The sequence below is a fragment of the Streptomyces sp. NPDC050732 genome, from assembly GCF_040654255.1.
In the GTDB taxonomy this organism is placed as follows: Bacteria; Actinomycetota; Actinomycetes; order Streptomycetales; family Streptomycetaceae; genus Streptomyces.
The window spans coordinates 13,487-38,651 of sequence record NZ_JBFAHP010000039.1; the positions used below are offsets into that span (position 1 = coordinate 13,487).

Genomic DNA, 25,165 nt, shown 5'->3' on the forward strand with positions numbered 1-25,165 from the left:
TGCCTTCAAGTTTCGAAGTCAATAGGTGGGCCGCTGTGAAATTGAGGGCACTCTGAGGCCGCTTGTGTTCAAGCCTTGAAGTTGTGAAGGGGGGCTAGCGGAGGCGCTGGCTGATGACCTTGGAGACGCCGTCACCCTGCATCGAGACGCCGTACAGCGCGTCGGCGACCTCCATCGTGCGCTTCTGGTGCGTGATCACGATGAGCTGCGAGGCCTCCTGCAGCTCCTGCATGATGCGGATGAGCCGCTGCAGGTTGGTGTCGTCGAGCGCCGCCTCGACCTCGTCCATCACGTAGAACGGACTGGGCCGCGCCTTGAAGATCGAGACGAGCAGCGCCACGGCCGTCAGCGAGCGCTCGCCGCCGGACAGCAGCGAGAGCCTCTTGACCTTCTTGCCCGGCGGCCGGGCCTCGACGTCGATGCCTGTGGTGAGCATGTTGCCGGGATCGGTCAGGACGAGCCGCCCCTCGCCGCCCGGGAAGAGCCGCGAGAAGACACCCTCGAACTCCCGCGCCGTGTCGTAGTAGGCCTCCGTGAAGACCTGCTCGACGCGTTCGTCGACTTCCTTCACCACCTGGAGGAGGTCGGTCCGGGTCTTCTTCAGGTCTTCGAGCTGCTCGCTCAGGAACTTGTGGCGCTCCTCCAGCGCCGCGAACTCCTCAAGGGCCAGCGGATTCACTTTTCCGAGCTGCTGATACGCCCGTTCGGCTGACCTGAGCCGCTTCTCCTGCTCCTCGCGGACGAACGGCACCGGCTGGTTGCGCGGGTGCCGCGGGTCGTCGGGCAGCTCCTCCCCGTCGGCGGGGGGCGAGGGCGGCACGGGCTGACCGGGGCCGTAGTCGGCGACGAGCCCCGCCGGTTCCACACCGAGTTCCTCCAGCGCCTTGGTCTCCAGCTGCTCGATCCGCAGCCTCTTCTCGGCACCGAGTACCTCGCCGCGGTGAACGTAATCCGTCAGTTTGTCGAGTTCGGCCTTGAGGTCGCGGCCCCGGCCGCGCTCCGCGACCAGATCCCGCTCCCGCACCTCCTTGGCGCGCTCGGCGGCCGTCCGCTCCTCCTGCGCGCGTACGAGGGAGACCTCGACGTGGGCGAGCAGCTGCCGCCCGCCGGACGCGACGGCCTCGGCGACCGCGGCCTCGTGGCGCAGCCGCGCCCTGCGCTGCTCGGCACGCGCGCGTGCCTCGCGTTCGGCGCGCGCGGCGCGGTCCAGGGAGTCGGCGCGGCCCGCGAGGGCCTTCACCCGCTCCTCGTGCGTGCGGGCCTGGAGCCTGGCCTCCATCTCGGTCTGCCGGGCGTTGGCACCGTCGGCGGCGAGGCGGTCGCGGACGGAGGTGTCGGGCTCCTCCTCGGCGCCGGAAGGGGACGCCTCCTCGGCGACGGCCAGCCGCTCGGCGAGCTCCTCGGCCTCCTCGACCGCTTTGTCCAGCGCGTCCTGGGCCTTCGCCGCGGCCGCGGCACTGCGCTCGGCCTCGCCCGCGGCGCCCCGCGCCTGCCCGGCGAGCCTCCCCAACTGCTGTGCCACGGAGGACTTCTCCCGGTCGGCGGCCCTGCGCCGCTCCCCCAACTCCTCGACGAGCGCGGCACATTCCTTGCGCCGCTCCCCCGCGCTCCGCTGAGCCTCCGCCAACTCCTCGCACCGCACGGCCAGTTGTTCCAGCTCAGCGGCGGCCTCGTCGACGGACGCCTGTACTTCGAGCAGGCTGGGCGCGCCGGCGGACCCGCCCTGCGCGAAGTGCGCCCCGAGCAGGTCACCTTCGGCGGTGACGGCGGTCAGCTCCGGGTGCGCGTAGACCAGATCCTCGGCGTCCTCCAACGTGCCGACGGCGACGATCCCGCGCAGCAGCCGCCGCACCGCGGGCATCAGCTCGTCGGGTCCCCGCACGAGATCGGCGACGTACGGCGGCCCGCCGGGGCGCTCCGGGCGTACGTCGTCGGGGGCGCCCCCGAGCAGCAGCGCCGCCCGGCCCGCGTCCTGCTTGCGGAGCAGCCGGATGGCCTCGGCGGCCGTGCCGGGCCCGTGCACGGCGATGGCGTCGGCCCCGGCGCCGAGCGCGGCCGCGACGGGCACCTCGTAGCCGGGGGCGACGGTGAGCAGGGTGGCGGCGGGGCCGAGCAGACCGGTGAGCTGGTCCTTGGCGGCGAGCAGCGTGCCGGTGCCGTCCTTGCGGCGCAGGCCGAGCGCGAGCGCGTCGTGCCGGGCGGCGACCGCGGCCCGCTTGCGCTCGGCGCCGGTCGCCGCCTCCCGCGCGGCGGTGAGCGCGGCCTCGGCCTCGGCGAGCTCCCGCTTCGCCGCGTCGTGCCGCTCGCCGAGCTCCGCGTCGTCCGCGTCGAGCCCGTCGACCTCGGCCTTGAGCTGCTCGTACTCCTCCTGGGCCGCGACCGCGCGCTCCGCGGCTTCGTCCCGCGCCACGGCGAGCCGGTCGATCTCGGCCTGGGCGGACGCGGCACGCGAGCGGGCCGCGTTGACCTGTCCGGTCAGCCGTGCGAGGCCCTCGCGCCGGTCGGCGATGGCGCGCGCCACGTCCTTGAGGCGGCGCTCCTCGGCGGCCAGCTGCCGTTCCAGTTCGGCCCGGTGGGCGACCGTGTCCTCCAGGGCGTGCTCGGCTGCCTCCAGGGCGGCTTCGAGTTCGGCCTCCTGTTCGCGGATGCGGGCGGCCTCGCGCTCCATGTCCTCGGGGTCGCGGCCGCGCCGCTCCTCGGGGGGCGCTGCGGTGGCGCTCTTGACCCGGGCCTCGGCCAGGGAGACGGTGCCGCGCACGCGCTCGGCCAGCTGGGACAGTTCGTACCAGGTCTGCTGGGCCCGCTGCAGTCGCGGTGTGAGGCGCCGCACCTCTTCTTCCAGCTGGGCCTCGCGCTGCACGGCGGCCTTCAGCTCGGCCTCCGCGCTGTCCTTGCGTTCCTTGAGCGCGGCCTCGTCGGCGACCTCGGCGTTCAGCGCTTCGCGCAGCCGTACGAGGTCGTCGGCGAGCAGGCGCAGCCGGGCGTCGCGCAGGTCGGCCTGGATGACGGCGGCCCTGCGGGCGACGGCGGCCTGCCGGCCGAGCGGTTTGAGCTGGCGCCGCAGCTCGTCGGTGAGGTCCTGCACGCGCGCGAGGTTGGCCTGCATCGCGTCGAGCTTGCGCAGGGCCTTCTCCTTGCGCTTGCGGTGCTTGAGGACGCCCGCGGCCTCCTCGATGAACGCGCGGCGCCCCATCGGGTCGGCGTGCAGCACCCCGTCGAGCTGGCCCTGGCCGACGATGACGTGCATCTCCCGGCCGATGCCGGAGTCGGAGAGCAGTTCCTGGATGTCGAGGAGGCGGCAGGTGTCGCCGTTGATCTGGTACTCGCTGCCGCCGTTGCGGAACATGATCCGCGTGATGGTGACCTCGGCGTACTCGATGGGCAGGGCGCCGTCGGAGTTGTCGATGGTGAGGGAGACCTCGGCGCGGCCGAGCGGGGGCCGCCCGGTGGTGCCGGCGAAGATGACGTCCTCCATCTTGCCGCCGCGCAGGGATTTGGCGCCCTGCTCGCCCATGACCCAGCTGAGCGCATCCACGACGTTGGACTTGCCGGAGCCGTTGGGTCCGACGACACAGGTGATGCCCGGTTCGAACTTCAGCGTCGTCGCCGACGCGAAGGACTTGAAGCCGCGCAGGGTCAGGGCCTTGAGATGCACGCCGTCGGACTCTACCTTTCGCTGACAGTTTCACCGATGAAGGTGCAGGGCACATCAGACGGTAAAGAGGCCAAGGTAAAGAGAGCAGCGTACGCCGGAGCAAGGCGGGGCCGAGCCGGGCTCCCGGGCCGGGGAAAGAAAGAAGGGACGCCGAAGCGTCCCTTGCAGATCTGGACAAGCGGCTGACACGACAGCCTGACCACTTGCTTAGTACGGGCCGTTACGACAAGGCAAGGCCCATGTGTTCGTCATCGGATAGGGATCAGGTGAGCGCAGGCTCCGCCTGGGGTACGTCGATGCTCTCCAGGAGCGATTCGTGAGAAGCGGCAGCCGCCAGCGCGTCGTTCTCCGCCTGGATCCGAGTGAGCTCGGATTCCAGGTCCTGGACGCGCTGCTGGAGCCGTCGCATCTCGGCGAGGAGTCGCGGGTCGCTGCCGCCGACGTAACCGAGAAGCGCCTTTGCCATGATGGATGGTCCTCCACACTGAGTGACCGACCGAAGCGGTGTGGGTCGTGAGGGATTCGCACCCGCGGTGCTTGGCACTTGTTGTTTCGCTGGGTCTTGCTGGCCGTTCTCACATGCCAAACAGCTAAGGTGCGCGGGGCTTCCAGAGTCTCACCAAAAAGTTTGACGGTCAACACGATCACGCCCCGTATTGGCGGGCGACCCGGGGGCGCGCGGCCTCTGAACGGGCGGCGCAGCTACTCCTTCGGGGCCCTGGGGGCGTGGAGATCATCCTTACCCGGGGAGCCTGCCACGACAAGCCCTTCTTGGCAACCACCAGGCTTTTTCTGCCCCGGACAGTTGCCCAGGACACACGTCCGGCGCCATGGCACTCCCTCCTCACCGCGTTCGCGCGGGTCACCTCAGCGGATGGCGAAGGTCTCGTATATGCCGCGCGGTGTGTCCCAGATCTCGGTGACGCCGTCCACTCGCCCGGGTGTGTCGCCCTCACGGAGCCAGTCGAGCAAATTCTGGCAGCCCGCCCGGGGCCCTTCGGCGACGACCTGCACGCGGCCGTCCTCCAGATTGAGAGCAAAACCACTCAGGCCGCCGATCTCCAGCGCCTTGGCCCGCGTGAACCAGCGGAAACCCACGGCCTGCACGCGTCCCCGCACCCAGGCGGTGAGTCGCACGTCATCGTTCATGGGAGCACGCTAACCGGCCAATTGCTCTGGGAGCACTTCGTCCCCATGCGTCATCGCGTACAGTCCCGAATCGATGAGCCTCACTCATACGAGTGAGTCACGTTGCTCGCAGGACGAAAGGCACAGGAGATGGGACGCCACCGACGCTCCGGCGCTGGACAGGCCGCCGCCACCCCTGAGGACCACCCGGGGACGGGGTCCCACCGCCGCAAGCGCCGCGCCGCCCCGGTGCGTACGGGGCTGCTCGGGGTCTCCGCCGCCGTCGCGATGGGCGCCGTCGCGGTCGCCGCGGGCGTGCTGCCGGGCAGCGACAACTATCGGCTGGGCGGCGGGGGCGAGCCCGGCGAGGTGCGGTCCGCGGCCGTTCCGACCGAGGTGGACGCGCAGGGCGGCTCGGGCGCCGAGGCCGGCCGCGGTGAGCCGTCGCCGAGCCGTGGCACCCACCGCTCCGAGACGCCGCGCCCCACCCCCTCCAAGGCCGACCCGAAGCCCTCGAAGAAGCCGTCCGAGAAACCGTCGAGGCAGGCCCCGAAGAAGCCGGACCCCGCCGAGAAGCCGACGCCGCCCCCGTCCCGTACGCCCGAGGAGAAGCCCGAGGCTCCCCCGGCGAGCTCGCAGTCGTCGTCCGACGAAAGCGCCGCGGAGGCCGCGGTGCTCACACTGGTCAATCAGGAGCGGGCCAAGGTCGGCTGCCGGCCGGTGCGGACCGACGACCGGCTCGCGGCGCTGGCCGGCGACTTCAGCTCGGACATGGCGGAGCGGGACTTCTTCGACCACACGGACCCGGACGGCGCGACGCCGTGGGACCGCGCCGAGAAGGCCGGCATAGCGGACCTGGGCGGGGAGAACATCGCCCGCGGCCAGGCCGACGCCCGAGCCGTGATGGACGCCTGGATGAACAGCGAGGGCCACCGCGCCAACATCCTCAACTGCGACTACAAGACCCTGGGCGTCGGCGCGCACTTCGCGCCGGGCGGCCCGTGGTGGACGCAGGACTTCGGCTTCTGAGCCCACCCCGCCACCCGACCGGCGCTAACTATTCGAAAGCGCTGTGCGGGCGTATCGTGTCGGCATGGAATCCTCCGACCTGGCGTACGACGTGTTCTCCCGGCAGTGTCCGTCGCGGGGCACCCTGGAGCACGTCACGGGACGCTGGGGCGCGCTCACTCTCGGAGCGCTGCACGACGGCACGTTCCGCTTCAACGAACTGCGCCGCCGCGTCGACGGCGTGAGCGAGAAGATGCTCTCCCAGACCCTGCAGGCGCTGGAGCGCGACGGTCTCGTCCACCGCGACGCGCAGCCGACCAACCCGCCGCGCGTGGACTACCGGCTCACCCCGCTGGGCCGCGAGGTCGCCGAGCGCCTGCTGGCCCTGATCCGCTGCGTGGAGGGCCGGCAGGACGACGTGCTGCGGGCCCGGGAGCGCTACGACGCGACGCGCGGCGGCCGCTGACAGCGCGGGCAGAAGTAGCTGGACCGGTTCATCCAGGGGCGCCGGCGGATCGGGGTGCCGCAGCGGCGGCACGGCTCGTTCTCCCGGCCGTAGGCGTCCAGCGAGCGGTCGAAATAGCCCGATTCACCGTTCACGTTGACGTAGAGGCTGTCGAAGCTGGTGCCGCCGACGGCGAGGGCCGCGTGCATCACGTCCCGCACGTGGGCGAGGAGTTCGGCGGTGCGCGGGCGCGTGAGGGTGCCGGTGGGGCGCTCGTAGTGCAGCTTCGCGCGCCAGAGCGCCTCGTCCGCGTAGATGTTGCCGACGCCGCTGATCAGCGACTGGTCGAGCAGCGCCCGCTTGATCGTCGTACGGCGGCGGCGCAGCGCGACGTGGAAGGCGTCGTCGTCGAACGCGTCGTCCAGCGGGTCCCGCGCGATGTGCGCGATGACGTCCGGGAGCCCGTCGGGGGTGTTGTCGTGGAGCGAGAGCCCGCCGAAGGTGCGCTGGTCGACGAAGCGGAGCTCGGTGCCCTGCGTATCGTCGAAGCGGACGCGGATCCGCAGGTGCTTCTCGTCGGCGGCGTCGTGCGGCTGCACCAGCAGCTGGCCGCTCATGCCCAGATGGGCGAGGACCGACTGCGCGGAGTCGGCGAGCGGCAGCCACAGATACTTGCCGCGCCGCTGCGCGAGCCCGATCCGGTGCCCCGCCAGCCGGTCGCCGAAGTCGGTGCCCCCGGCCACGTGCCGCCGGACCGCACGGGGATGCAGCACCTGCACGTCCGAGACGACCCGTCCGCTGACCCAGCGCTCAAGGCCGCGCCGGACGACTTCGACTTCGGGCAGCTCGGGCACGGGGCTCCTCTACTGGTGCGCGGGGGCGGGAACCGGCAGCGTATCGCGTGACCTGCGCGTGAGCCCCCGCGGGACCGAGGTCCCGCGGGGGCTCACAAGGAAAGAAGGTGTCAGGCCGGAGCGGCGTCCGAAGCCGAGGGGGTGTCGGCGGTCCCCTCCGCTTCCGCTGCGGCCTCGGCAGCCTTGGCGCGTTCGTCCGCTGCCGCGCGGATGGCGCGCCAGGCGGACTCGGCGGCCTGCTGCTCCGCTTCCTTTTTGCTGCGGCCGGTGCCGGTGCCGTACGAGACGCCTCCGACGCGGGCGGCAGCAGTGAAGGTCTTCTCGTGGTCGGGGCCGCTCTCCGTGACGAGGTACTCGGGCACGCCGAGGCTCTCCGTCGCGGTGAGCTCCTGGAGGCTGGTCTTCCAGTCCAGGCCCGCGCCCAGGTTCGAGGACTTCTCGATCAGCGGGTCGAAGAGCCGGTGGACCAGCTCACCCGCAGCGTCCAGACCCTGGTCCAGATAGACCGCGCCGATCACCGCTTCAAGGGTGTCGGCGAGGATGGATGCCTTGTCCCGGCCTCCCGTGCCCTCTTCGCCCCGGCCGAGCCGGATGAAGGAGCCGAGTTCGAGGCCGCGGCTGACCTCCGCCAGCGCACGCGAATTGACCACCGCGGCCCGCAACTTGGCCAGCTGGCCTTCGGGCAGGTCGGGGTGGGTGCGGTACAGCGTGTCCGTGACGACGAGGCCGAGCACGGAGTCACCGAGGAACTCCAGACGCTCGTTCGTCGGCAGGCCGCCGTTCTCGTACGCGTACGAACGGTGGGTCAGCGCGCGCACCAGAAGGGCGGACTCGAGCTTGTACCCGAGCCGCCCTTCCAGAAGCGTGTGGGACGAGGCCGTTGTCTCCGCCAATTTCTTGGCGTCTTCCGCCTTCTTGGGGCTAGACACGGTGCCTCTCACCAGCCGCTCAGACCTCGAGGACCTGGCGCTTGTTGTAGGTGCCGCAGCTCGGGCACGCGATGTGCTGCTGCTTGGGCTCCTGGCAACGCTCACACGAAACCAGGGTGGGGACCGCAGCCTTCCACTGCGACCGGCGGTGGCGCGTGTTGCTGCGCGACATCTTCCGCTTCGGAACAGCCACGGCTACTTCTCCTGCTTCTCGTCGACGCCCGCTTCCGCTTCGGCGCCGCTCATCTCGTCCTTCTCGCCGTCCTGGATGGTGCCAGCGAGTCCCTGCAATGCCGCCCAACGGATGTCGACGGCGTCATGGTGGTGGTCCGGGTCGTCCGCGAGCCGCACTCCGCACTGGGAGCACAGGCCCGGACAGTCTTCCTGGCACACCGGCTGCATCGGCAGTGCGAGCACCACCGCATCACGCAGCACAGGCTCGAGGTCGAACATGCCGTCCTCAAGAAAGAGCCTGCTCTCGTCTTCCTCGGCGTCGTCGGCCGGTTCCGCGGTGCGGCCCCGGTCGTCGGCGTCAGGGTACGAGAACATCTCCTGGAAGTCCGCGTCGAGCTCCAGCTCAAGCGGCTCCAGACACCTTACGCACTCCCCCTCGGCCGTTGCACGGGCGGTGCCTGTGACAAGCACCCCTTCCATGACCGACTCAAGACGGACCTCCAGCTGGACCGGGGCGCCCTGCGGCACTCCGATGACCCCTTCGATACCGAAGGCGCTCGGCGGACCGGGCGCATCGATCTCGCGGGTCACCCGCTGCATGGCACCAGGACGCCGACCCAGCTCGTGTGTGTCGAACACGAGGGGGTTTCGGTGGTCGAGGCGCGTGCTCAGGGCTTCTCCTGCTTTCGAATCCGGGGAGTTCAAAGGGGGCCACCGCACTGACGCCCCACGGCCGAGGCTCGGGTGGGCAGCCTGGGTCGCGGACGTATGCGCGACTGAAGAGCCAGGATACTTGACCTTTCGCTCTCGGCCCAATCCGGTACCGACGGTCCGCTAGCGGCCCTGTTCGTACTGGCGCAGCTGCTCGGCGCTGATCATGGTCGTGTCGAAGAGGCTGGCCTCTTCGAGCGCGGTGGGTGCCTGCGCCGCCGGCGCCTCGTACGGGGGCTGCTCGTAGCCCTGCTGCGGATAGCCGTACTGATCGTGCTGCTGGTACGCGTACGGGTCCTGCTGGCCGTACGGCTGCTGGTACGCGTACTGGTCCTGCTGCTGGTACCCGTACGGGTCGGGCTGCTGCTGCGGGGGCGCGTAGGGCTGCTGGGGCGGGACCGGCGGGGCCTGGACCGGTGGGGCCTGGGCGGGCTGCGGTGGTACGGGCTTCGCGGCGGTCGCGGGGCCCGCGAGGTCCGCCAGGTACTCCGCGTCGGTGGTGTGGCCCTGGGTGGCGGTGCCCTCGCCCAGCGTGCCGAGCTCGTCGGCGGGCGCCCGGCCGTGCAGGGTCTGGCGGCCGCGGCCGACGGCTTCGAGGGTCTTGGCGAGGACGGCCTCGAAGGCGCCGAGCTTCGCGTCCACGTACGCGTCGGCGTTGCGGCGCAGCGTCTCGGGGTCGTGGCTGCGCTCGGGGGCGTCCTCGTCCTCGTATCCCTGCTCGTCGAGGCCGGGTCCGGTGCCGAGGAGCTTCTCGCGGCCGCGGCCCACCGAGCCGAGGGTCTTGGTGAGGACGACCTCGAAGTTGGCGAGCTTGCTGTCCACGTAGTCGTCGGCCTCGGCGCGGACCTCCTCGGCGGCCTGGCGGGCCTCGGCGAGGATGCGGTCGGCCTCGCCCTGGGAGCGGCGGGCGACCTCGGTGTCGGAGATCAGGGAGCCGCGCTCGGCGTGCGCGCTCTCGATGATCCGCTCGGCCTCCTGGCGGGCCTGCTCGACCAGCTGCTCGCGGCCGCCGATGAGCTCCTGGGCCTGGGCGAGGGAGCCCGGCAGTGCCTGGCGCACCTCTTCGAGCATCGAGAGCAGATCGGCGCGGTTGACCACGCACGAGGCCGACATCGGCATGGACCGGGCGCTGCCGATCGCCTGGACGATCTCGTCGATCTTCTTCTGCACGTCCACCGTGTGCTCGCCACTCTCTACAGCTGGTTGGGAGACGGACGGGACGACTGTAAGGCCAGTGGACGCCCGCCCGACACCGGGTGACGAACTGTCAGCGCTCGTGCGGGTGGGTCACTTCTTGCCCAGGCGTTCGACCAGGGCGTCGTGGACGATCGGCGGCAGCAGGTGCGCCACGTCGCCGCCCCAGGCCGCGACCTCCTTGACCAGCGAGGAGGAGAGGAAGCTGTAGGTGGGGTTGGTCGGGACGAACAGGGTCTCGACGCCCGAGAGGCCGTTGTTCATCTGGGCCATCTGGAGTTCGTAGTCGAAGTCGCTGACCGCGCGGAGTCCCTTGACGATGGCGGGGATGTCGCGCTGCTTGCAGAAGTCGACGAGGAGGCCGTGGAAGGACTCCACCTCGACGTTGCCGAAGTCGGCGGTGACCTGGCGGATCAGCTCGATCCGCTCCTCGATCTCGAAGAGGCCCTTCTTCGACTGGTTGATCATCACCGCGACGTGCACCACGTCGTACAGCTTGGAGGCGCGGGCGATGATGTCGAGGTGTCCATTGGTGATGGGGTCGAAAGACCCCGGACAGACGGCGCGGCGCATCGTGAGTCCCTCGCTCTCCGGTCCGGTCATGGCGCGATCACTGAGTCGTCGCACGTAGAGGCGGCGCGACCGTACCAAAACGTCCCTTCGCCGTAGCGACGGGACCTGAGGGCCTCGAAACCCTCCGGCCAGCCGAAGACACCGCCTCTTGTACTGCGTTCAACGGTGACGAGCGCGTCGGCCGTGAGCCAGCGTTCCGAGCGGAGTGTGAGCAGGATCTCCCGAAGATCGTCATCGGTGACGGCGTACGGAGGGTCGAGGAACACCAGGTCGTACGGGGTGGTGGGGGCGCCGCCCCGGACGATCTGGGCGGCTTTGCCCGCCCGCACCTCGGCGCCGGGCAGGCCCACCGCCTTCACGTTCTCCCGGATGGTGCGGGCCGCCCGGGCGTCGGCCTCGACGAGCAGGGTGTGGGCGGCGCCTCGGGACAGCGCCTCCAGGCCGACGGCTCCGGAGCCCGCGTACAGGTCGAGGACGCGGGCCCCGTCGAGCGTGCCCTGGAGGGCCTGCCAGGTGGAGAAGAGGCCCTCGCGCGCGCGGTCGGACGTGGGGCGGGTGCCGTTGCCCGGCGGGACGGCCAGGCGGCGTCCGCCGGCCGTGCCGGCGATCACGCGGGTCATCTGATTCCTTCTGGCTGGACGGTGGTCATCCCACGATATGGCGTACGCCGGCGTCAGCCCTTGTCGAGGTACTGCTCGCGCTCCGCGTCGAGGAGGGCGTCCAGTGCGGTGCGCAGCGCGGGCAGCCGCTCAAGATCGGGGTCGTCGGCGACCACGGTGACCGCTTCCTCGCGGGCGGCGGCGATGACCTCCTCGTCCTCGATGACGGCGAGCATGCGCAAGGAGGAGCGGACGCCGGACTGGGCCTGGCCGAGCACGTCGCCCTCGCGGCGCTGCTCCAGGTCGATGCGGGACAGCTCGAAGCCGTCGAGCGTGGAGGCGACGGCGCCGAGGCGGCCGCGGGCGGGGCTGGCCTCGGGCATGTCGGTGACCAGGAGGCAGAGGCCGGGGGCCGAGCCGCGGCCGACGCGGCCGCGGAGCTGGTGCAGCTGGGAGACGCCGAAGCGGTCGGCGTCCATGATCACCATGGCGGTGGCGTTCGGGACGTTCACCCCGACTTCGATGACCGTGGTCGCGACCAGGACCTGGGTCTCGCCCGCGGCGAAGCGGCGCATCACCGCGTCCTTGTCGTCCGGCTGCATGCGGCCGTGCAGGACCTCGATCTTCAGCCCCTGGAGGGGGCCGTTCGCCAGCTGCTCGGCGACGTCGAGGACGGCGAGCGGGGGGCGCTTCTCGGCGGTGGCCTCTTCCTCCGCCTTCTTCTTGGCCTTCTTGGGGTCGGCGGGCTCGTCGGCGTCGTCGCCGATGCGGGGGCAGACCACGTACGCCTGATGGCCGTTCTCCACCTCCTCGCGCACGCGCTCCCACGCGCGGGCGAGGAAGTGGGGCTTGTCCTGGGCGGGGACGACGTGGCTGGCGATCGGCGAGCGGCCCGCGGGGAGCTGGTCGAGGACGGACGTCTCCAGATCTCCGAAGACGGTCATCGCGACCGTGCGCGGGATGGGTGTGGCGGTCATGACCAGGAGGTGCGGGGGCTGCTTGCCCTTGCCGCGCAGGGCGTCGCGCTGCTCCACGCCGAAGCGGTGCTGCTCGTCGACGACGACCAGGCCCAGGTCGTGGAACTGCACCTTGTCCTCGATCAGGGCGTGGGTGCCGATGACGATGCCGGCCTCGCCGGTGACCAGGTCGAGCAGGGCCTGCCTCCGGCCGGCCGCGCCCATGGAGCCGGTGAGCAGCGTGACTTTGGTGGCCTGCTCGGATCCGCCCAGCATGCCGCCCTCGGCCAGCTCGCCCATCATCTCCACGATGGAGCGGTGGTGCTGCTGGGCGAGGACTTCGGTGGGCGCGAGCATCGCGGCCTGCCCGCCCGCGTCGACCACGGCGAGCATGGCGCGCAGGGCGACCATCGTCTTTCCCGAGCCGACCTCTCCCTGGAGGAGGCGGTGCATCGGGTGTTCGGTCGCGAGGTCGTCGAAGATCTCCTTGGAGACCTTCTCCTGGCCCTCGGTGAGCGTGAAGGGCAGCTTGGCGTCGAAGGCGTCGAGGAGGCCGCCCGCCTTGGGCCTGCGGGCGACGGCGGGCAGCTGGGCGTCCGCGAGCCGCCGCCGGGCCAGGGCGACCTGGAGGACGAAGGCCTCGTCCCACTTGAGGCGGTCGCGGGCGGCGGCGATGTCCGCCTTCGAGTGCGGCCGGTGGATCTTCAGGAGCGCTTCGGGGAGCGGGATGAGGCCGCGGCCGTCGCGGAGGGCGGGCGGCAGCGGGTCCTCGGCCTCCTGGGCGCTGGGCAGGACCATGTCGACCGACTTGGCGATCTTCCAGGACTCCAGCTTGGCGGTGGCGGGATAGATCGGCAGGAGGGCGCCGGCCCAGGAGCCGACGGCCTCGCCGACCTCGGCGCCCTCGGCGCGCAGCAGCTCGTACGCCGGGTGGGCGAGCTGCATCTTGCGGTTGAAGACCGACACCTTGCCCGCGAACATCGCGCGGGTGCCGGGGAGCAGGTCCTTGTGCGGCTTGTGGATGCCGCGGCCGAAGAAGACGAGCTGGACCTGGCCGCTGCCGTCGGTGATGGTGACCTCCAGGCGCTGGCCCCGGCCGCCGTTGAACTTCAGGATGCGTGCGCTCGCGACCTGGGCGACCACCGTGACGTGCTCGTCCAGCGGGAGCTCGGCGAGGCGGGTGAGCTCGCCGCGCTCGGCATAGCGCCGGGGGTAGTGGTGCAGGAGGTCGCCGACCGTGTGCAGGTCGAGGTGCTCGGCCATCACCTTCGCGGTGGCGGGACCGACCACTTTCTTCAGAGGTTCTTCGAGCGCAGGCACGAGATCCATTGCACACCACGCCACTGACAATCCGCCGAACGTCCCGCCGATTCACCGGTCCCGCGCGGGGCTACTCGACGCCGATCAGCAGCAGTGCAGACTGGCGGCCGCCGCGGTAGACCACCGTGTCGACGGCGAGGTACGTCTCGCGTACGTGCTTCTCCAGTTGCTCCGCGACGGTGTCGGGCACGGATTCGCCGAGTACGAGTGTGACCATCTCGCCGCCCGCCGACAGCATGCGGTCGAGGACCGAGGTGGCGGTGCGGGCGACTTCGGAGCCGATGACCGCGACATCGCCGTCGATCAGGCCGAGCACGTCACCGGCCTGGCAGATGCCCGCCATGGTCCAGGACTGCCGCTCGGCGACGGCCAGTTCGCCGTACCGGGTCGCGCCGGCCGCCGAGGTCATGGCGACGACGTCCTCGTCGAAGCGCCGGTCCGGCTCGTGCACGGCGAGCGCCGCGATGCCCTGGACCGCGGAGCGGGTGGGGATCAGCGCGACCCGCACGCCTTCCGTGCGGGCCTGTGCCGCCGCGGCGGCCGCGGTGTGCCGCAGCTCCGCGTCGTTGGGCAGGAGGACCACTTCGCGCGCGTGGGCCCGCCGGATCGCGTCGACGAGTTCGCCGCTGGCGGGCGGCTCCCCCACGCGCGTGGGCACGGTGGTCGCCCCGGCCTCCGCGTAGAGCCCGGCGAGGCCCTCGCCGGGCACGACGGCGACGATGGCCCGCTGCGCGCGCTCCCGGGGCGGCTGGGCGGTGGTGTGCGCGTCGCCCACTCCGAAGTGGGTGATCCGGATGCGGTGGGGGCGGCCCGCCTCCACGCCCGCCTCGACGGCCGCTCCGGCGTCGTCGACATGGACGTGGACGTTCCAGAGGCCGTCGCCGCCGACCACGACGAGCGAGTCGCCGAGCCGGTCGAGCCGGGCCCGCAGCCGGGTGACGGCGGTGTCGTCCGCCTCCAGGAGGTAGATCACCTCGAAGGCGGGGCCGCCCTCCTCGCCCGCCTCGCCGGGCAGGTCCTCACACTCGACGGCCTCCACGCGCGCGTGGGCGGATGCCGTGCTCGTGGGGACGACGGTCCGGCCGGACAGGGCGCCGACCAGCGCTCCCAGGACCGCGACGAGCCCCCGGCCACCGGCGTCCACCACCCCGGCGCGGCCGAGCACCGCCAGCTGCCCGGGTGTCGCGTCCAGGGCCGCGCAGGCCCCGTCGTACGCGGCCCTGGCCACGGCCCCGCAGTCGCCGTCCGCCGAGGCGGCCGCCTCCGCCGCCGCGGTGGCCACCGTAAGGACCGTGCCCTCGACCGGGTGGGCGACCGCCTGGTAGGCGGCGTCGGCGGCCTGCCGCAGCGCGCGCTCCAGGGTCCGGCCGTCGGCGTGATCCGCGTCACCTCGCGGACCGCCCCCACCCGCCTCCGCGCCCCGCCCGTCCGCCCGCCCGTCCGCGTCGCCGCCGATGACCTGCGCCATGCCCCGCAGCAGCTGCGAGAGGATCGTGCCCGAGTTCCCGCGGGCCCCGATCAGGGCCCCGTGGGCCATCGCGCGCACGGTCTCGGCCAGCGAGGGAAGGGCCGGCTCATGGCCGGTGAAGGCCGCGTCGACGGCCTGGGAGGCGGACTCCACGGTCAGATAGAGGTTCGTTCCGGTGTCCCCGTCGGCGACCGGATAGACGTTGATGGAGTCGATCTCCTCGCGGGCCCTGCCGAGGGCGTCCAGAGCCAGCCGGCACCAGGCGCGCACCGCGACCGCGTCGAGGTTCTGCGGCACCTGTTCGCCTCCTTGACCATGCGGAATGGACGCAGCGTAGACCCACGGTGAACGAAGGGCCCGGGGCGGGGGCCGGGCCGGGCGTGATAGTTTCGTGGAACCGAAGCAGTCGTTGTATGCTGCTTCGGTTGCCCGATACGCATCGGGCCATTCCTCCTGGCAACGCCACTTCGATCATTGCACTGATCCCGGCATGCCGGGATTACCCGTAAGTGCATCTGAAGTCTTTGGAGTGACCCGTGGCTGCCAACTGCGACGTCTGTGGCAAGGGGCCGGGCTTCGGCAACAACATCTCGCACTCGCACCGCCGTACGCCCCGTCGCTGGAACCCGAACATCCAGCGTGTGCGTGCCGTGGTGAGCGGGACGCCGAAGCGCCTCAACGCTTGCACCTCGTGCATCAAGGCCGGCAAGGTCTCGCGCTGACGCCAGCGCGGCCACCTAGCTGGTTGCTGAAAGAGCCGGTCCCCTCAGGGGGGCCGGCTCTTTCGTCTGTCCATGCGTGAAGGGTCGGCCATGTCGTCCGTCCCCGCGCGCGGGGCTGCCAGAATCTGGCGGATGCGCTTCGGCATCCTCGGCCCCCTCGACGTACGCTCCCCCGACGGCACCCCCGTGGACCCCGGCGGGCCGCGCCCCCGGGCGCTGCTCACCCTGCTGCTCCTGGACCCCGGCCGCACCGTCTCGGTGGCGGCGCTCACCGACGGCCTGTACGGCGACGAGCCGCCCGCGGGGGCGGCGAACGCGCTGCAGTCCCAGATCTCCCGGCTGCGCAAGCGCCTGGGCCTCGCCATCGAGGCCACTCCCACCGGCTACCGTCTCGCCGTCCCCCCCGACGACGTCGACCTGCACCGCTTCGAGCGGCTGGCCCGTGCGGGACGCGAGGCCCTCGGCGCCGGGGACCCCGCGCGGGCGGCCGGTCTCCTGAAGGAGGCGCTCGGCCTGTGGCGCGGGACCGCTCTCGCCGATCTGCCGGACGCCCGCCCCCTCGCCGCACGCCTGGAGGAGACGCGCCTGGCCGCCGTGCAGGACCGCGTCGAGGCGGACCTCGCGCTGGGCGGCGGGGCCGAACTCGTGCCCGAGTTGCGCGAGCTGCTCGCCGGGCACCCGTTGAGCGAGCGGCTGCACGGACAGCTGATGCGGGCGCTGCACGCGGGCGGCAGGCCCGCGGAGGCGCTCACCGCCTACGAGGAGGCGCGGCGCACCCTCGCGGATGAGCTCGGCACCGACCCCTCCGCCGAGCTGTCCGCGCTCCACCTGGAGCTGCTCAAGGGCCGGGAGCCGGCGCGGCAGCGGGGCGTGCCCGCGCAGCTGACGCGGTTCATCGGGCGGGCCGACGAGCTCACGAGGATCGGCGCCCTGCTCGCGGAGGCGCGGCTCGTGACGCTCACCGGCCCCGGCGGGGCGGGCAAGACGCGGCTCGCGGTCGAAGCCGCCCGCGCGCTGCCCGACGTCTGCTTCGTGGAGCTGGCTCCGCTCGCCGACGGCGCCCGGGTGACGTACGCGATCCTCACCGCCCTCGGGGTGCGCGACGGCTTCCACAGCCAGGGCGGCGATGCCACGGAGCGGCTGCTCACCGCGTTGCGCGGCCGTGAGCTGCTTCTCGTCCTCGACAACTGCGAGCACGTCGTGGACGAGGCCGCCCGTGTCGCGGCGCTGCTGCTCGGGCACTGCTCGGGGGTGCGGGTGCTGGCCACCAGCCGGGAGGGGCTCGGGATCACGGGGGAGGTCCTGTGGCCGGTGCCGCCGCTGGCCGCCGGGCCCGCCGCCCGGCTCTTCGCGGACCGGGCGGCCGCCGTGCGGCCCGACCTCGCGGGCCCTCCCGACGCGCACGCCCGGCGGCTGACCGACGAGATCTGCGCGGCGCTCGACGGACTGCCCCTCGCGATCGAGCTGGCCGCGGCCCGCCTGCGCACCCTCACTCTGGACGAGCTCGCCGCCCGGCTCGGGGACCGCTTCCGGCTGCTCTCGCGCGGCGACCGCACGAAGGCGCCCCGGCACCGCACGCTGCACGCGGTCGTGGAGTGGAGCTGGGAGCTGCTCGACGACGAGGAGCGGGAGCTGGCCCGGCGGCTGACCGTGTTCTCCGGAGGGGCCACGTCCGACGCCGTGGAGGCCGTCTGCGGGATCCCGTATCCCGAGGATCTGCTCGCGTCCCTCGCGGAGAAGTCGTTCCTCGACGTGGCCGGGGGGCGCTACGACATGTTGCGGACCATCCGCGCGTTCTGCGCCAGGGAGCTGGCCGCGGCGGGTGAGGAGGACCGGTTGCGGGCCGCCCACGCCGGGTACTTCCTGCGCCTGGCCGAGGCCGCCGAGCCGCGGCTGCGCGGCGGTGAGCAGCTGCGCGGGCTTGCCGAGCTCGACGCCGAGCAGCTGAACCTGGACGCGGCGCTGCGCCACCTGACCCGCACCGCGCCGCGCGACGGTCTGCGGCTGATGGCCGCGCTCGCCTGGTTCTGGCTGCTGCGCGGCCGCTACGGAGAGCGCAGGGAGCTCGCCGTCGACCTCCTTGCCGCGGTGGGCCCGGAGCCGCCGGACGGCCTCTCCGAGGAGTACGTCCTGTGTCTGATCAACACGATCGCGGGTGACGGCACCGACCCGGCCGAACCGGCCCGCCTCGCGCGCGCGGACGCTCTGTTCGGCGGCCTCAAGGGGCCGCTGCGGCTGCCGTACCTGGTGGTGCTGTGGTCGATCGCGGGCGGCCCGGCGCGCGCCATGGAGGACCGGGTGCGGGAGCAGGTCGACGACCATCCGTGGGGCGTGGCCCTCCTCGATCTCGGGCTGGGTTTCCAGGATCTCTTCGCGGGCCGGGCCGAGGCCTCGGAGGCGGCCTTCGCGCGGGCGTTGGAGGGGTTCAGGACGGCCGGGGACCGCTGGGGCATGGCCAACTGCCTCGATCCGCTGGGCATGTTCGCCGACTGGCGGGGCGAGCGTGGGCGGGCCCTCGAACTGCTCGACGAAGGTCTCGCGCACGTGAGGGAGTTGGCGGCGCCCGAGGAGACCGCGGACCTGCTGCACCGGCGTGCCACGGTCCTCATGAACGGGGGTGACCTCGACGCGGCGGCCGCCCACTACACGCACTCCGCCGCGCTGGCCCGGACGGTCGGCGTCCCCGACAAGGTGGCGACCGCGCGGCGCGGGCTCGGGGACGTGGCCCGGCTCCGCGGTGACACGGCACGCGCGCGTGCACACTACGAAGCGGCTCTGGAGGCGTGCGCGGCCAACTGGTTCAGCCTCGCGGAGAGCGTGCGGATCCTGATCGGCCTGGGCCGTACCGCGCTCGCCGAGTCCCGCGCGGCGGAGGCCGCCGACTGGTTCGAGCAGGCCCGGGTACTGGCTTGCGGCTCCGACGTGCGGGCCCCGGGTGTCGCCGGCGGCGTGCCCGGCACCGGAGAACTGGCCGAGGTGGCCGAGGCGTTGGCCGCCGTCGCCCCGGGCCCCGAGGAAGCCGTGCGGCTCCTGGGCGCCGCCCACGGCCTGCGCGGCACCCTGGTAGCCGACGATCCCGACGTCGTACCCCTCGCGGAGGCGGCCAGGGCGAAGCTCTCCCCCGAGGCGTACGAGAAGGCCTTCGAGGAGGGGCGGCGCCTGCGGTCGGCGGCGGTCAGGGGTGACGGGCCGACGGTCAGGGAACGGTAGGCGGACGGTCAGCGGCCGCCCCGAGGCTGGCCGGCATGACACACACGACGCCCACGAACACCGAATCGGCCCCTGCGAAGAGCACGCGCCGGGTCGCCACCCGCAGCCTCGCCCACCTGGACGTCCTGATCTCGGGCGCCAGTGTCGCGGGCCCCGCGCTCGCCCTGTGGCTGGCCCGCTACGGAGCCCGGGTCACCGTCGTGGAGAAGGCGCCCGCCCTGCGCGAGGGCGGCTTCGCGGTCGACTTCCGGGGTGACGTGCACCGCACCGTGCTGCGGCGCATGGGCATCTGGGACGAGGTCCACCGCCGTCAGACGCACATGGGCCACCAGACCGTCGTGGAGGCCGACGACACGGAGCGGGTCGCCCTGCCCGCGTTCTTCATGAGCGGCGACGTGGAGATCTTCCGCGGCGACCTCTCCAAGATCCTCTACGAGCGCACCGCGGACCGGGTCGAGTACGTCTTCGGAGACTCCGTCGCCACGCTGACGGAGGACTCCGAAGGCGTCGACGTGACCTTCGACCACGGCGCGCCCCGCCGTTTCGACCTGGTGGTCGGCGCCGACGGGCTGCACTCGCACACCCGCCGTCTGGTCTTCGGCGACGAGTCCCGGTACCTGCGCTTCCTGGGCTACTACGTGGCGGGCTTCGGCATCCCCAACGACCTCGGCCTCGACCGCACCGCCCGCCTCTACAGCGAACCCGGCCGCACCGTCGTGATCAACAATTACGACGGTGCCCCGGACAGGGCGGGCGTCGGCCTGGTCTTCAGGTCCGACCGGCTCGACTACGACCGGCACGACACCGCGCAGCAGAAGAAGATCCTGGCGGACCGGTTCGCGGGCATGGGCTGGAAGCACGCCCCCAAGGCCCTGGAAGGCCTGGAGAGCGCCGACGACCTGTACTTCGACGCCATCGCGCAGATCCACGTCGACCGGCTCTCCAAGGGCCGTGTGGTGCTCCTGGGCGACGCGGGGTACGGCGCCACGATGGGCGGCATCGGGACGGGCACGGCGCTGGTGTCCGCGTACGTCCTGGCCGGTGAGCTCGCGGCCGCCGGGGGCGACCACCGGGCCGGCTTCGCCGCGTACGAGGCGGAGATCCGCGACTACGCCAAGGGCTGCCAGAAGAGCGCGGACAACGCCGGGCCCTTCCTCGCCCCGCCGACCGAGAAGAAGATCCGCAGCCGCGACCGTGCGTACCGCGTGCTCGGCTCCCGGCTGCTGGCGGGCCTCTTCAAGAAGCTGACGGAGAAGGCCGCGAGCGACCTCGTCCTCAAGGACTACGCCCCCGTGGACCGCCAGCCGTGATCCACCGGGCCGATCCCGCCGCCGAGGGCGAACCCGGCGGCGATCGCCCCGGTCACGTACTCCTTGGCGGCCGTGACGGCCTCCGGGACGCTGCGCCCCTTGGCCAGCTGCGCCGCGATCGCGCTGGCCAGGGTGCAGCCCGTGCCGTGCGTGTGCCGGTTGTCGTGGCGCGGGGCGCGCAGCACGTGCTCTTCGGAGCCGTCGGTCAGCAGGTCCACGGCGTCGCCGCGGAGGTGGCCGCCCTTGATGAGCACCCACTGCGGGCCGAACGCGAGGACGGCGGCGGCCGCGCGCCGCAGGCCGTCCTCCGAGTCGACGACGACACCGGTGAGTTGGGCGACCTCGTCGAGGTTGGGGGTCGCGACCGTGGCGACCGGCAGCAGTTTCGTGCGCACCGAGTCCAGCGCGGACACCGCCAGCAGCGAGTCGCCGTGCTTGGAGACGCCGACCGGGTCGACGACCGCGGGGGCGTCCGTGCCGGCGAGCAAGTCGGCGACCGCCTCGACCAGTTCGGCCGAGGCGAGCATGCCGGTCTTCACCGCCTGGACGCCGATGTCGTCGACGACGCTGCGGTACTGGGCCCGCACCGCCTCCACCGGCAGCTCCCAGAAGCCCTGCACGCCCAGGGAGTTCTGCGCGGTGACGGCCGTGACGACGCTCATGCCGTGCGTGCCGAGGGCGAGCATCGTCTTCAGGTCGGCCTGGATGCCCGCGCCGCCGCCCGAGTCGGACCCGGCGACGGTCAGGACCCTCGGCGGGGCGCTCGTCCTCGGCAGGCCGGTCACTCGGACTCCCCGTCGTCCCCGAAGTGGTCCCAGCCCTTGCTGGTCCACGGGGCGCCGTCCACGGTCACCTGGGGCAGCGCGGAGGGGTTGAGGACCTCGCCGATGACCTTCCAGCGGGCGGGCAGCTTCACGTCCGGCGGGAACGTCGCCACGATCGCGTGGTCCTCACCGCCGTTGAGCACCCACTGCAGCGGGTCGACGCCGACGGCCTGCCCGATGTCGTTCATCTGCGAGGGCACGTCGACGTCTCCGGAGCGGATGTCGATGCGTACCTTGCTGGACTCGGCGATGTGTCCGAGGTCGGCGATGAGGCCGTCGCTGACGTCCGTCATGGAGGTCGCGCCGAGGCCGGCGGCCGCGGGGCCCGCGTGGTACGGCGGTTCGGGCCTGCGGTGGGCCTCCACGAAGGCGCGCGGTGAGCGGAAGCCGCGGGAGAGCACCGCGTGCCCGGCGGCGGACCAGCCGAGCCAGCCCGTCACGGCGACGACGTCACCGGGCTGCGCGCCCGCGCGTGTGACGGGTTCGTGGTTGCGCAGATCGCCGAGCGCGGTGATCGCGACAGTGATCGTGTCGCCGCGCACGACGTCGCCGCCCACCACGGCCGCGCCCGCGACCTGGCACTCGTCCCTGAGGCCGTCCATCAGTTCGGTGGGCCAGCTCGCGGGGAGCTCCGCGGGCACGACGAGGCCGAGCAGCAGCGCGGTCGGCACGGCGCCCATGGCCGCGATGTCGGCGAGGTTCTGTGCGGCGGCCTTGCGGCCCACGTCGTACGCCGTGGACCAGTCGCGGCGGAAGTGCCGCCCCTCCAGGAGGATGTCGGTGCTCGCCACGACCCTGCGGTCCGGAGCGGACACGACCGCGGCGTCATCGCCCGGGCCGAGCCGTACGGCCGGTGTGGTGGTGAGCCGCGAGGTGAGCTCTCTGATGAGCCCGAACTCCCCCAACTCGCCCACGGATCCCTTCACCGAGTCTCACCATGCCCTTTCACGCTGCTCGGCCCCCGGTCGCGAGCCGTCTCTGTCATCGGTACGGTCGACGTGACCGTCGACTTCTGCTGTCCGTCCACCACGATGTGCACGCCACAGGTCACGCGGGTCTCCCCGTGACGAGCGGCGACGCGGTACCGTGGCGTCCCTTTCTCCCCCCACATGATCCTCGTGGCCGCCCTGGAGGTTCCGTGGTACAGGCGTACATCCTGATCCAAACAGAGGTCGGCAAGGCGTCGACCGTCGCCGAGCTGATCGGCAAGATCCCGGGAGTGATCCAGGCCGAGGACGTGACCGGACCCTACGATGTCATCGTGCGCGCGCAGGCGGACACGGTCGACGAACTCGGCCGCATGGTGGTCGCCAAGGTCCAGCAAGTGGATGGCATCACTCGGACCCTGACCTGCCCGGTCGTGCACTTGTAGCCCCCGTCTACCCTGGCCCGGTGAACTTCCCCCGTCTCCGGCGCCGCTGCCTCACAGGAACGTCCGCCCTCGCCCTGTTGATCACGACGGCGGCCTGCTCATCTTCGGACGACGAGGCGTCAGTGGTGGTTCCGTCCCCGGCCGCGAAGGCCGCGGGACTCTGCCGGGACCTGCACGAGAAGCTCCCGGAGAAGGTCGACGGTCTCGGGCGGACCGACCCCGGTCCGAGGTCCGAGCTGACCGCGGGGTGGGGAGACCCGGCGATCATACTGCGCTGCGGTGTCGAGCGGCCCCCCGAGATGATCGACCCCTCGTACGCCGAGCAGAACAGCGTGAACGTGAACGGCGTCGCCTGGCTGCTGCAGAAGCACGACGACGGCTCGTACACCTTCACCACCGGGGCGCGCCTCGCCTACGTGGAGGTGACGCTGCCCGCGGAGCGGGCGGGGGGCGGCCTGAGCCCGCTCACGGACTTCGCCGCCCCCATCAAGAAGACGATCCCCAAGGGGATCGCCTGACGGCTAGCGCAGGCCCGTGGAGCGGTTGAGGGCCGCCTGGATGAGGCGGTCCACGAGCTCCGGGTAGCTGACGCCGCTCTTCTCCCACATCTGCGGGTACATCGAGATGGGCGTGAAGCCCGGCATCGTGTTGATCTCGTTGATCACGAACCGGCCGTCCTCGGTGAGGAAGAAGTCCGCGCGCACCAGGCCCTCGCAGGACGCCGCCTCGAACGCCTCGACGGCGAGCCGCTGGATCTCCGCGGTCTGCTCGGGCGTCAGCGGCGCGGGCACGATGCCGGGCGTCGAGTCGATGTACTTCGCCTCGAAGTCGTAGTAGTCGTGCGTCTGCACCGGCGGGATCTCGGCGGGGACGCTCGCGCGGGGGCCGTCCTCGAACTCCAGGACGCCGCACTCGATCTCGCGGCCGCGCAGCAGCGCCTCGACGATGATCTTGGGGTCGTGGCGCTGCGCCTCGGCGATGGCCTCGTCGAGGCCCTCGAAGGACTCGACCTTGGTGATGCCGATGGAGGAGCCCGCGCGCGCGGGCTTGATGAACAGCGGCCAGCCGTGCTCGCCGGCGAAGTCGGCGATGCGCTGCCGGGCGCCCGCCTCGTCCTGCCGCCACTCGCGCGGGCGGATCACCAGGTACGGGCCGACGTTCAGCCCGAAGGAGGCGAACACCCGCTTCATGTAGTCCTTGTCCTGGCCGACGGCCGAGGCGAGGACTCCGGAGCCCACGTAGGGCACTCCGGAGAGTTCGAGCAGGCCCTGGAGGGTGCCGTCCTCTCCGTAGGGACCGTGCAGCATCGGGAAGACGACGTCGACCTCGCCGAGCGCCTTGGGCACGGAGCCGGGCTCGCTGTAGACGACCTCGCGGTTGCCGGGGTCGACCGGGAGCACGACGCCGCCTTCTACGGAGTCGGCGATCTCGGCGACGTTCGGCATCCGGCGGTCGGCGATGGCCATCCGCTCCGGCTCGTCGGCGGTCAGCGCCCAACGGCCGTCCGTGGTGATGCCGATCGGCAGGACGTCGTACTTGGAGCGGTCGATCGCGCGCAGTACGGCGCCGGCCGTGACGACGGAGATGCCGTGCTCCGAGCTGCGGCCGCCGAACACGACGGCCACACGCGGCTTGCGGAGCGGCTGCTCAGGGCTCTGGGGGAGGTTCTCGCTGCTCATATCGCGTTGAGAGTACCCGCTGGCCCCGGAGTAGTCAGGCGACGCCCGTCAGCGGCGCTCGGGCTTGGCGCTGCGCGACATGAGGTCCTTGAGGGCGACCACCGGGGGCGTGCCCTCGTGCACGATGCCCACGACCGTCTCCGTGATGGGCATGTCGACGCCGTGCCTGCGGGCCAGATCGAGCACGGACTCGCAGGACTTGACGCCCTCGGCGGTCTGCTTGGTGACCGCGATGGTCTCCTGCAGGGTCATGCCCTTGCCGAGGTTGGTGCCGAAGGTGTGGTTGCGCGACAGCGGCGAGGAGCAGGTGGCCACCAGGTCGCCGAGGCCCGCGAGTCCGGAGAACGTCAGCGGGTCGGCGCCCATGGCGAGTCCGAGCCGGGTGGTCTCCGCGAGGCCCCGCGTGATGAGGGAGCCCTTGGCGTTGTCGCCCAGGCCCATGCCGTCCGCGATGCCCACGGCGAGACCGATGACGTTCTTCACGGCGCCGCCGAGCTCGCAGCCGACGACGTCGGTGTTCGTGTACGGGCGGAAGTACGGCGTGTGGCAGGCCGTCTGGAGGCGCTGCGCGACGGCTTCGTCCCGGCAGGCGACCACGGCGGCGGCGGGCTGCCGCGCGGCGATCTCACGGGCGAGGTTGGGTCCCGTGACGACGGCGATCCGGTCCGTGGGGACCTTCGTGACGTCCTCGACGACCTCGCTCATCCGCATGGCGGAGCCCAGTTCGACGCCCTTCATGAGGGAGACGAGGACGGTCCCGGGGGCGAGCAGCGGCGCCCACTCGGCGAGGTTGGCGCGCAGGGTCTGCGACGGCACGGCGAGGACCGTGAAGTCGGCGCCCGCGGCGGCCTCGGCCGGGTCGGTGGTCGCCCGCAGGTTCTCCGGGAGCCGCACGCCGGGGAGGTAGTCCGGGTTGGTCCGCGTGGAGTTGACCGCGTCGGCGAGTTCGGCGCGGCGGCCCCACAGGGTGACGTCACAGCCCGCGTCGGCGAGCACCATGCCGAAGGCCGTGCCCCAGGAGCCCGTTCCGAAGA

General features: G+C 72.1%; 23 protein-coding genes. 7 read left to right on the top strand and 16 right to left on the bottom strand.

Going from position 1 to position 25,165, the window contains the following annotated elements; all coding sequences use genetic code 11:
* Positions 1–94: 94 nt before the first annotated feature.
* From smc to AB0H82_RS29690, 3 genes are all read right to left on the bottom strand, one after another.
* Positions 95–3,655, bottom strand: a complete 3,561-nt coding sequence (smc, locus tag AB0H82_RS29680) for a chromosome segregation protein SMC (protein WP_362998109.1) — start codon at positions 3,653–3,655, stop codon at positions 95–97.
* A gap of 262 nt (positions 3,656–3,917) precedes the next feature.
* Entirely contained in the window at positions 3,918–4,121 is a 204-nt protein-coding gene (locus tag AB0H82_RS29685; protein ID WP_362998111.1) for a hypothetical protein, read from the bottom strand.
* A gap of 401 nt (positions 4,122–4,522) precedes the next feature.
* Entirely contained in the window at positions 4,523–4,804 is a 282-nt protein-coding gene (locus AB0H82_RS29690; protein WP_362998113.1) for an acylphosphatase, read from the bottom strand.
* 129 nt (positions 4,805–4,933) lie between these two features.
* On the opposite strand from AB0H82_RS29690, the gene AB0H82_RS29695 reads away from it, so the two are divergent.
* Together AB0H82_RS29695 and AB0H82_RS29700 are read left to right on the top strand one after the other, a co-directional pair.
* Positions 4,934–5,812, top strand: coding sequence for a CAP domain-containing protein (locus AB0H82_RS29695; protein ID WP_362998115.1), 879 nt, complete (start codon positions 4,934–4,936; stop codon positions 5,810–5,812).
* 64 nt (positions 5,813–5,876) lie between these two features.
* On the top strand, positions 5,877–6,257 hold the full coding sequence (locus AB0H82_RS29700) for a helix-turn-helix domain-containing protein (protein ID WP_362998117.1): 381 nt from the start codon (positions 5,877–5,879) through the stop codon (positions 6,255–6,257).
* On the opposite strand, the gene mutM is transcribed toward AB0H82_RS29700, so the two are convergent.
* From mutM to AB0H82_RS29745, 9 genes are all read right to left on the bottom strand, one after another.
* Positions 6,230–7,090, bottom strand: coding sequence for a bifunctional DNA-formamidopyrimidine glycosylase/DNA-(apurinic or apyrimidinic site) lyase (gene mutM / locus AB0H82_RS29705; protein WP_362998119.1), 861 nt, complete (start codon positions 7,088–7,090; stop codon positions 6,230–6,232). The genes AB0H82_RS29700 and mutM overlap by 28 nt on opposite strands.
* A 110-nt stretch (positions 7,091–7,200) precedes the next feature.
* On the bottom strand, positions 7,201–8,031 hold the full coding sequence (gene rnc, locus AB0H82_RS29710) for a ribonuclease III (RefSeq protein WP_362998121.1): 831 nt from the start codon (positions 8,029–8,031) through the stop codon (positions 7,201–7,203).
* A 7-nt stretch (positions 8,032–8,038) separates the two neighbouring features.
* Positions 8,039–8,212: a 50S ribosomal protein L32 gene (gene rpmF / locus AB0H82_RS29715; protein WP_026165248.1), complete on the bottom strand. Its 174-nt coding sequence runs from the start codon at positions 8,210–8,212 to the stop codon at positions 8,039–8,041.
* A gap of 2 nt (positions 8,213–8,214) precedes the next feature.
* On the bottom strand, positions 8,215–8,898 hold the full coding sequence (locus AB0H82_RS29720; protein WP_362998123.1) for a YceD family protein: 684 nt from the start codon (positions 8,896–8,898) through the stop codon (positions 8,215–8,217).
* A gap of 129 nt (positions 8,899–9,027) precedes the next feature.
* Positions 9,028–10,080 carry a cell division initiation protein gene (locus AB0H82_RS29725; protein ID WP_362998125.1) on the bottom strand — a complete coding sequence of 351 codons (1,053 nt, stop codon included), beginning with the start codon at positions 10,078–10,080 and terminating at the stop codon, positions 9,028–9,030.
* A gap of 111 nt (positions 10,081–10,191) precedes the next feature.
* Positions 10,192–10,671 carry a pantetheine-phosphate adenylyltransferase gene (coaD, locus tag AB0H82_RS29730; RefSeq protein ID WP_362998215.1) on the bottom strand — a complete coding sequence of 160 codons (480 nt, stop codon included), beginning with the start codon at positions 10,669–10,671 and terminating at the stop codon, positions 10,192–10,194.
* 26 nt (positions 10,672–10,697) lie between these two features.
* On the bottom strand, positions 10,698–11,291 hold the full coding sequence (gene rsmD, locus AB0H82_RS29735; RefSeq protein WP_362998127.1) for a 16S rRNA (guanine(966)-N(2))-methyltransferase RsmD: 594 nt from the start codon (positions 11,289–11,291) through the stop codon (positions 10,698–10,700).
* 53 nt (positions 11,292–11,344) lie between these two features.
* Positions 11,345–13,555, bottom strand: a complete 2,211-nt coding sequence (gene recG, locus AB0H82_RS29740) for an ATP-dependent DNA helicase RecG (protein WP_362998128.1) — start codon at positions 13,553–13,555, stop codon at positions 11,345–11,347.
* 61 nt (positions 13,556–13,616) lie between these two features.
* Positions 13,617–15,311: a DAK2 domain-containing protein gene (locus AB0H82_RS29745; RefSeq protein WP_362998130.1), complete on the bottom strand. Its 1,695-nt coding sequence runs from the start codon at positions 15,309–15,311 to the stop codon at positions 13,617–13,619.
* A 239-nt stretch (positions 15,312–15,550) separates the two neighbouring features.
* Between AB0H82_RS29745 and rpmB the strand changes: the two genes are divergently transcribed.
* The 3 genes from rpmB to AB0H82_RS29760 all read left to right on the top strand — a co-directional run bounded on the left by rpmB (position 15,551) and on the right by AB0H82_RS29760 (position 20,256).
* The gene (gene rpmB / locus AB0H82_RS29750; RefSeq protein WP_016642993.1) at positions 15,551–15,736 is read left to right on the top strand and encodes a 50S ribosomal protein L28; all 186 of its coding nucleotides are present in this window, start codon (positions 15,551–15,553) and stop codon (positions 15,734–15,736) included.
* A 72-nt stretch (positions 15,737–15,808) separates the two neighbouring features.
* Positions 15,809–18,946 carry a BTAD domain-containing putative transcriptional regulator gene (locus AB0H82_RS29755; protein ID WP_362998132.1) on the top strand — a complete coding sequence of 1,046 codons (3,138 nt, stop codon included), beginning with the start codon at positions 15,809–15,811 and terminating at the stop codon, positions 18,944–18,946.
* A 35-nt stretch (positions 18,947–18,981) separates the two neighbouring features.
* Positions 18,982–20,256 (top strand): FAD-dependent monooxygenase, encoded by a 1,275-nt coding sequence (locus AB0H82_RS29760; protein ID WP_362998134.1) that lies wholly within the window; start codon positions 18,982–18,984, stop codon positions 20,254–20,256.
* Here the strand turns inward: AB0H82_RS29760 and thiD are convergent.
* Positions 20,229–21,041, bottom strand: coding sequence for a bifunctional hydroxymethylpyrimidine kinase/phosphomethylpyrimidine kinase (thiD, locus tag AB0H82_RS29765; protein ID WP_362998135.1), 813 nt, complete (start codon positions 21,039–21,041; stop codon positions 20,229–20,231). The genes AB0H82_RS29760 and thiD overlap by 28 nt on opposite strands.
* Positions 21,038–22,006: a thiamine-phosphate kinase gene (locus tag AB0H82_RS29770; RefSeq protein ID WP_362998137.1), complete on the bottom strand. Its 969-nt coding sequence runs from the start codon at positions 22,004–22,006 to the stop codon at positions 21,038–21,040. The genes thiD and AB0H82_RS29770 overlap by 4 nt, the downstream gene beginning before the upstream one ends.
* A 212-nt stretch (positions 22,007–22,218) precedes the next feature.
* Here AB0H82_RS29770 and AB0H82_RS29775 point away from each other — a divergent pair, with 212 nt between their 5' ends.
* Together AB0H82_RS29775 and AB0H82_RS29780 are read left to right on the top strand one after the other, a co-directional pair.
* A complete protein-coding gene (locus tag AB0H82_RS29775; protein WP_016642988.1) occupies positions 22,219–22,452 on the top strand; it encodes an Lrp/AsnC ligand binding domain-containing protein in 234 nt (77 codons plus the stop codon).
* 20 nt (positions 22,453–22,472) lie between these two features.
* Complete coding sequence (locus tag AB0H82_RS29780; protein ID WP_362998139.1) at positions 22,473–22,970, top strand: DUF3515 domain-containing protein; 498 nt, start codon at positions 22,473–22,475, stop codon at positions 22,968–22,970.
* A gap of 3 nt (positions 22,971–22,973) precedes the next feature.
* On the opposite strand, the gene AB0H82_RS29785 is transcribed toward AB0H82_RS29780, so the two are convergent.
* Together AB0H82_RS29785 and AB0H82_RS29790 are read right to left on the bottom strand one after the other, a co-directional pair.
* Positions 22,974–24,131, bottom strand: coding sequence for a D-alanine--D-alanine ligase family protein (locus AB0H82_RS29785; protein WP_362998141.1), 1,158 nt, complete (start codon positions 24,129–24,131; stop codon positions 22,974–22,976).
* A gap of 48 nt (positions 24,132–24,179) precedes the next feature.
* Positions 24,180–25,130: an NAD(P)H-dependent glycerol-3-phosphate dehydrogenase gene (locus AB0H82_RS29790; RefSeq protein WP_362998217.1), complete on the bottom strand. Its 951-nt coding sequence runs from the start codon at positions 25,128–25,130 to the stop codon at positions 24,180–24,182.
* Between the last annotated feature and the right edge of the window lie 35 nt (positions 25,131–25,165).

Coding starts and splice junctions, on each gene's coding strand:
- AB0H82_RS29685 (WP_362998111.1), bottom strand. CDS start 4,121: ATGGCAAAGGCGCTTCTCGGTTACGTCGGCGGCAGCGACCCGCGACTC.
- AB0H82_RS29690 (WP_362998113.1), bottom strand. CDS start 4,804: ATGAACGATGACGTGCGACTCACCGCCTGGGTGCGGGGACGCGTGCAG.
- AB0H82_RS29695 (WP_362998115.1), top strand. CDS start 4,934: ATGGGACGCCACCGACGCTCCGGCGCTGGACAGGCCGCCGCCACCCCT.
- AB0H82_RS29700 (WP_362998117.1), top strand. CDS start 5,877: ATGGAATCCTCCGACCTGGCGTACGACGTGTTCTCCCGGCAGTGTCCG.
- coaD (WP_362998215.1), bottom strand. CDS start 10,671: ATGCGCCGCGCCGTCTGTCCGGGGTCTTTCGACCCCATCACCAATGGA.
- rsmD (WP_362998127.1), bottom strand. CDS start 11,291: ATGACCCGCGTGATCGCCGGCACGGCCGGCGGACGCCGCCTGGCCGTC.
- recG (WP_362998128.1), bottom strand. CDS start 13,555: ATGGATCTCGTGCCTGCGCTCGAAGAACCTCTGAAGAAAGTGGTCGGT.
- AB0H82_RS29755 (WP_362998132.1), top strand. CDS start 15,809: ATGCGTGAAGGGTCGGCCATGTCGTCCGTCCCCGCGCGCGGGGCTGCC.
- AB0H82_RS29760 (WP_362998134.1), top strand. CDS start 18,982: ATGACACACACGACGCCCACGAACACCGAATCGGCCCCTGCGAAGAGC.
- AB0H82_RS29785 (WP_362998141.1), bottom strand. CDS start 24,131: ATGAGCAGCGAGAACCTCCCCCAGAGCCCTGAGCAGCCGCTCCGCAAG.
- AB0H82_RS29790 (WP_362998217.1), bottom strand. CDS start 25,130: ATGGTGCTCGCCGACGCGGGCTGTGACGTCACCCTGTGGGGCCGCCGC.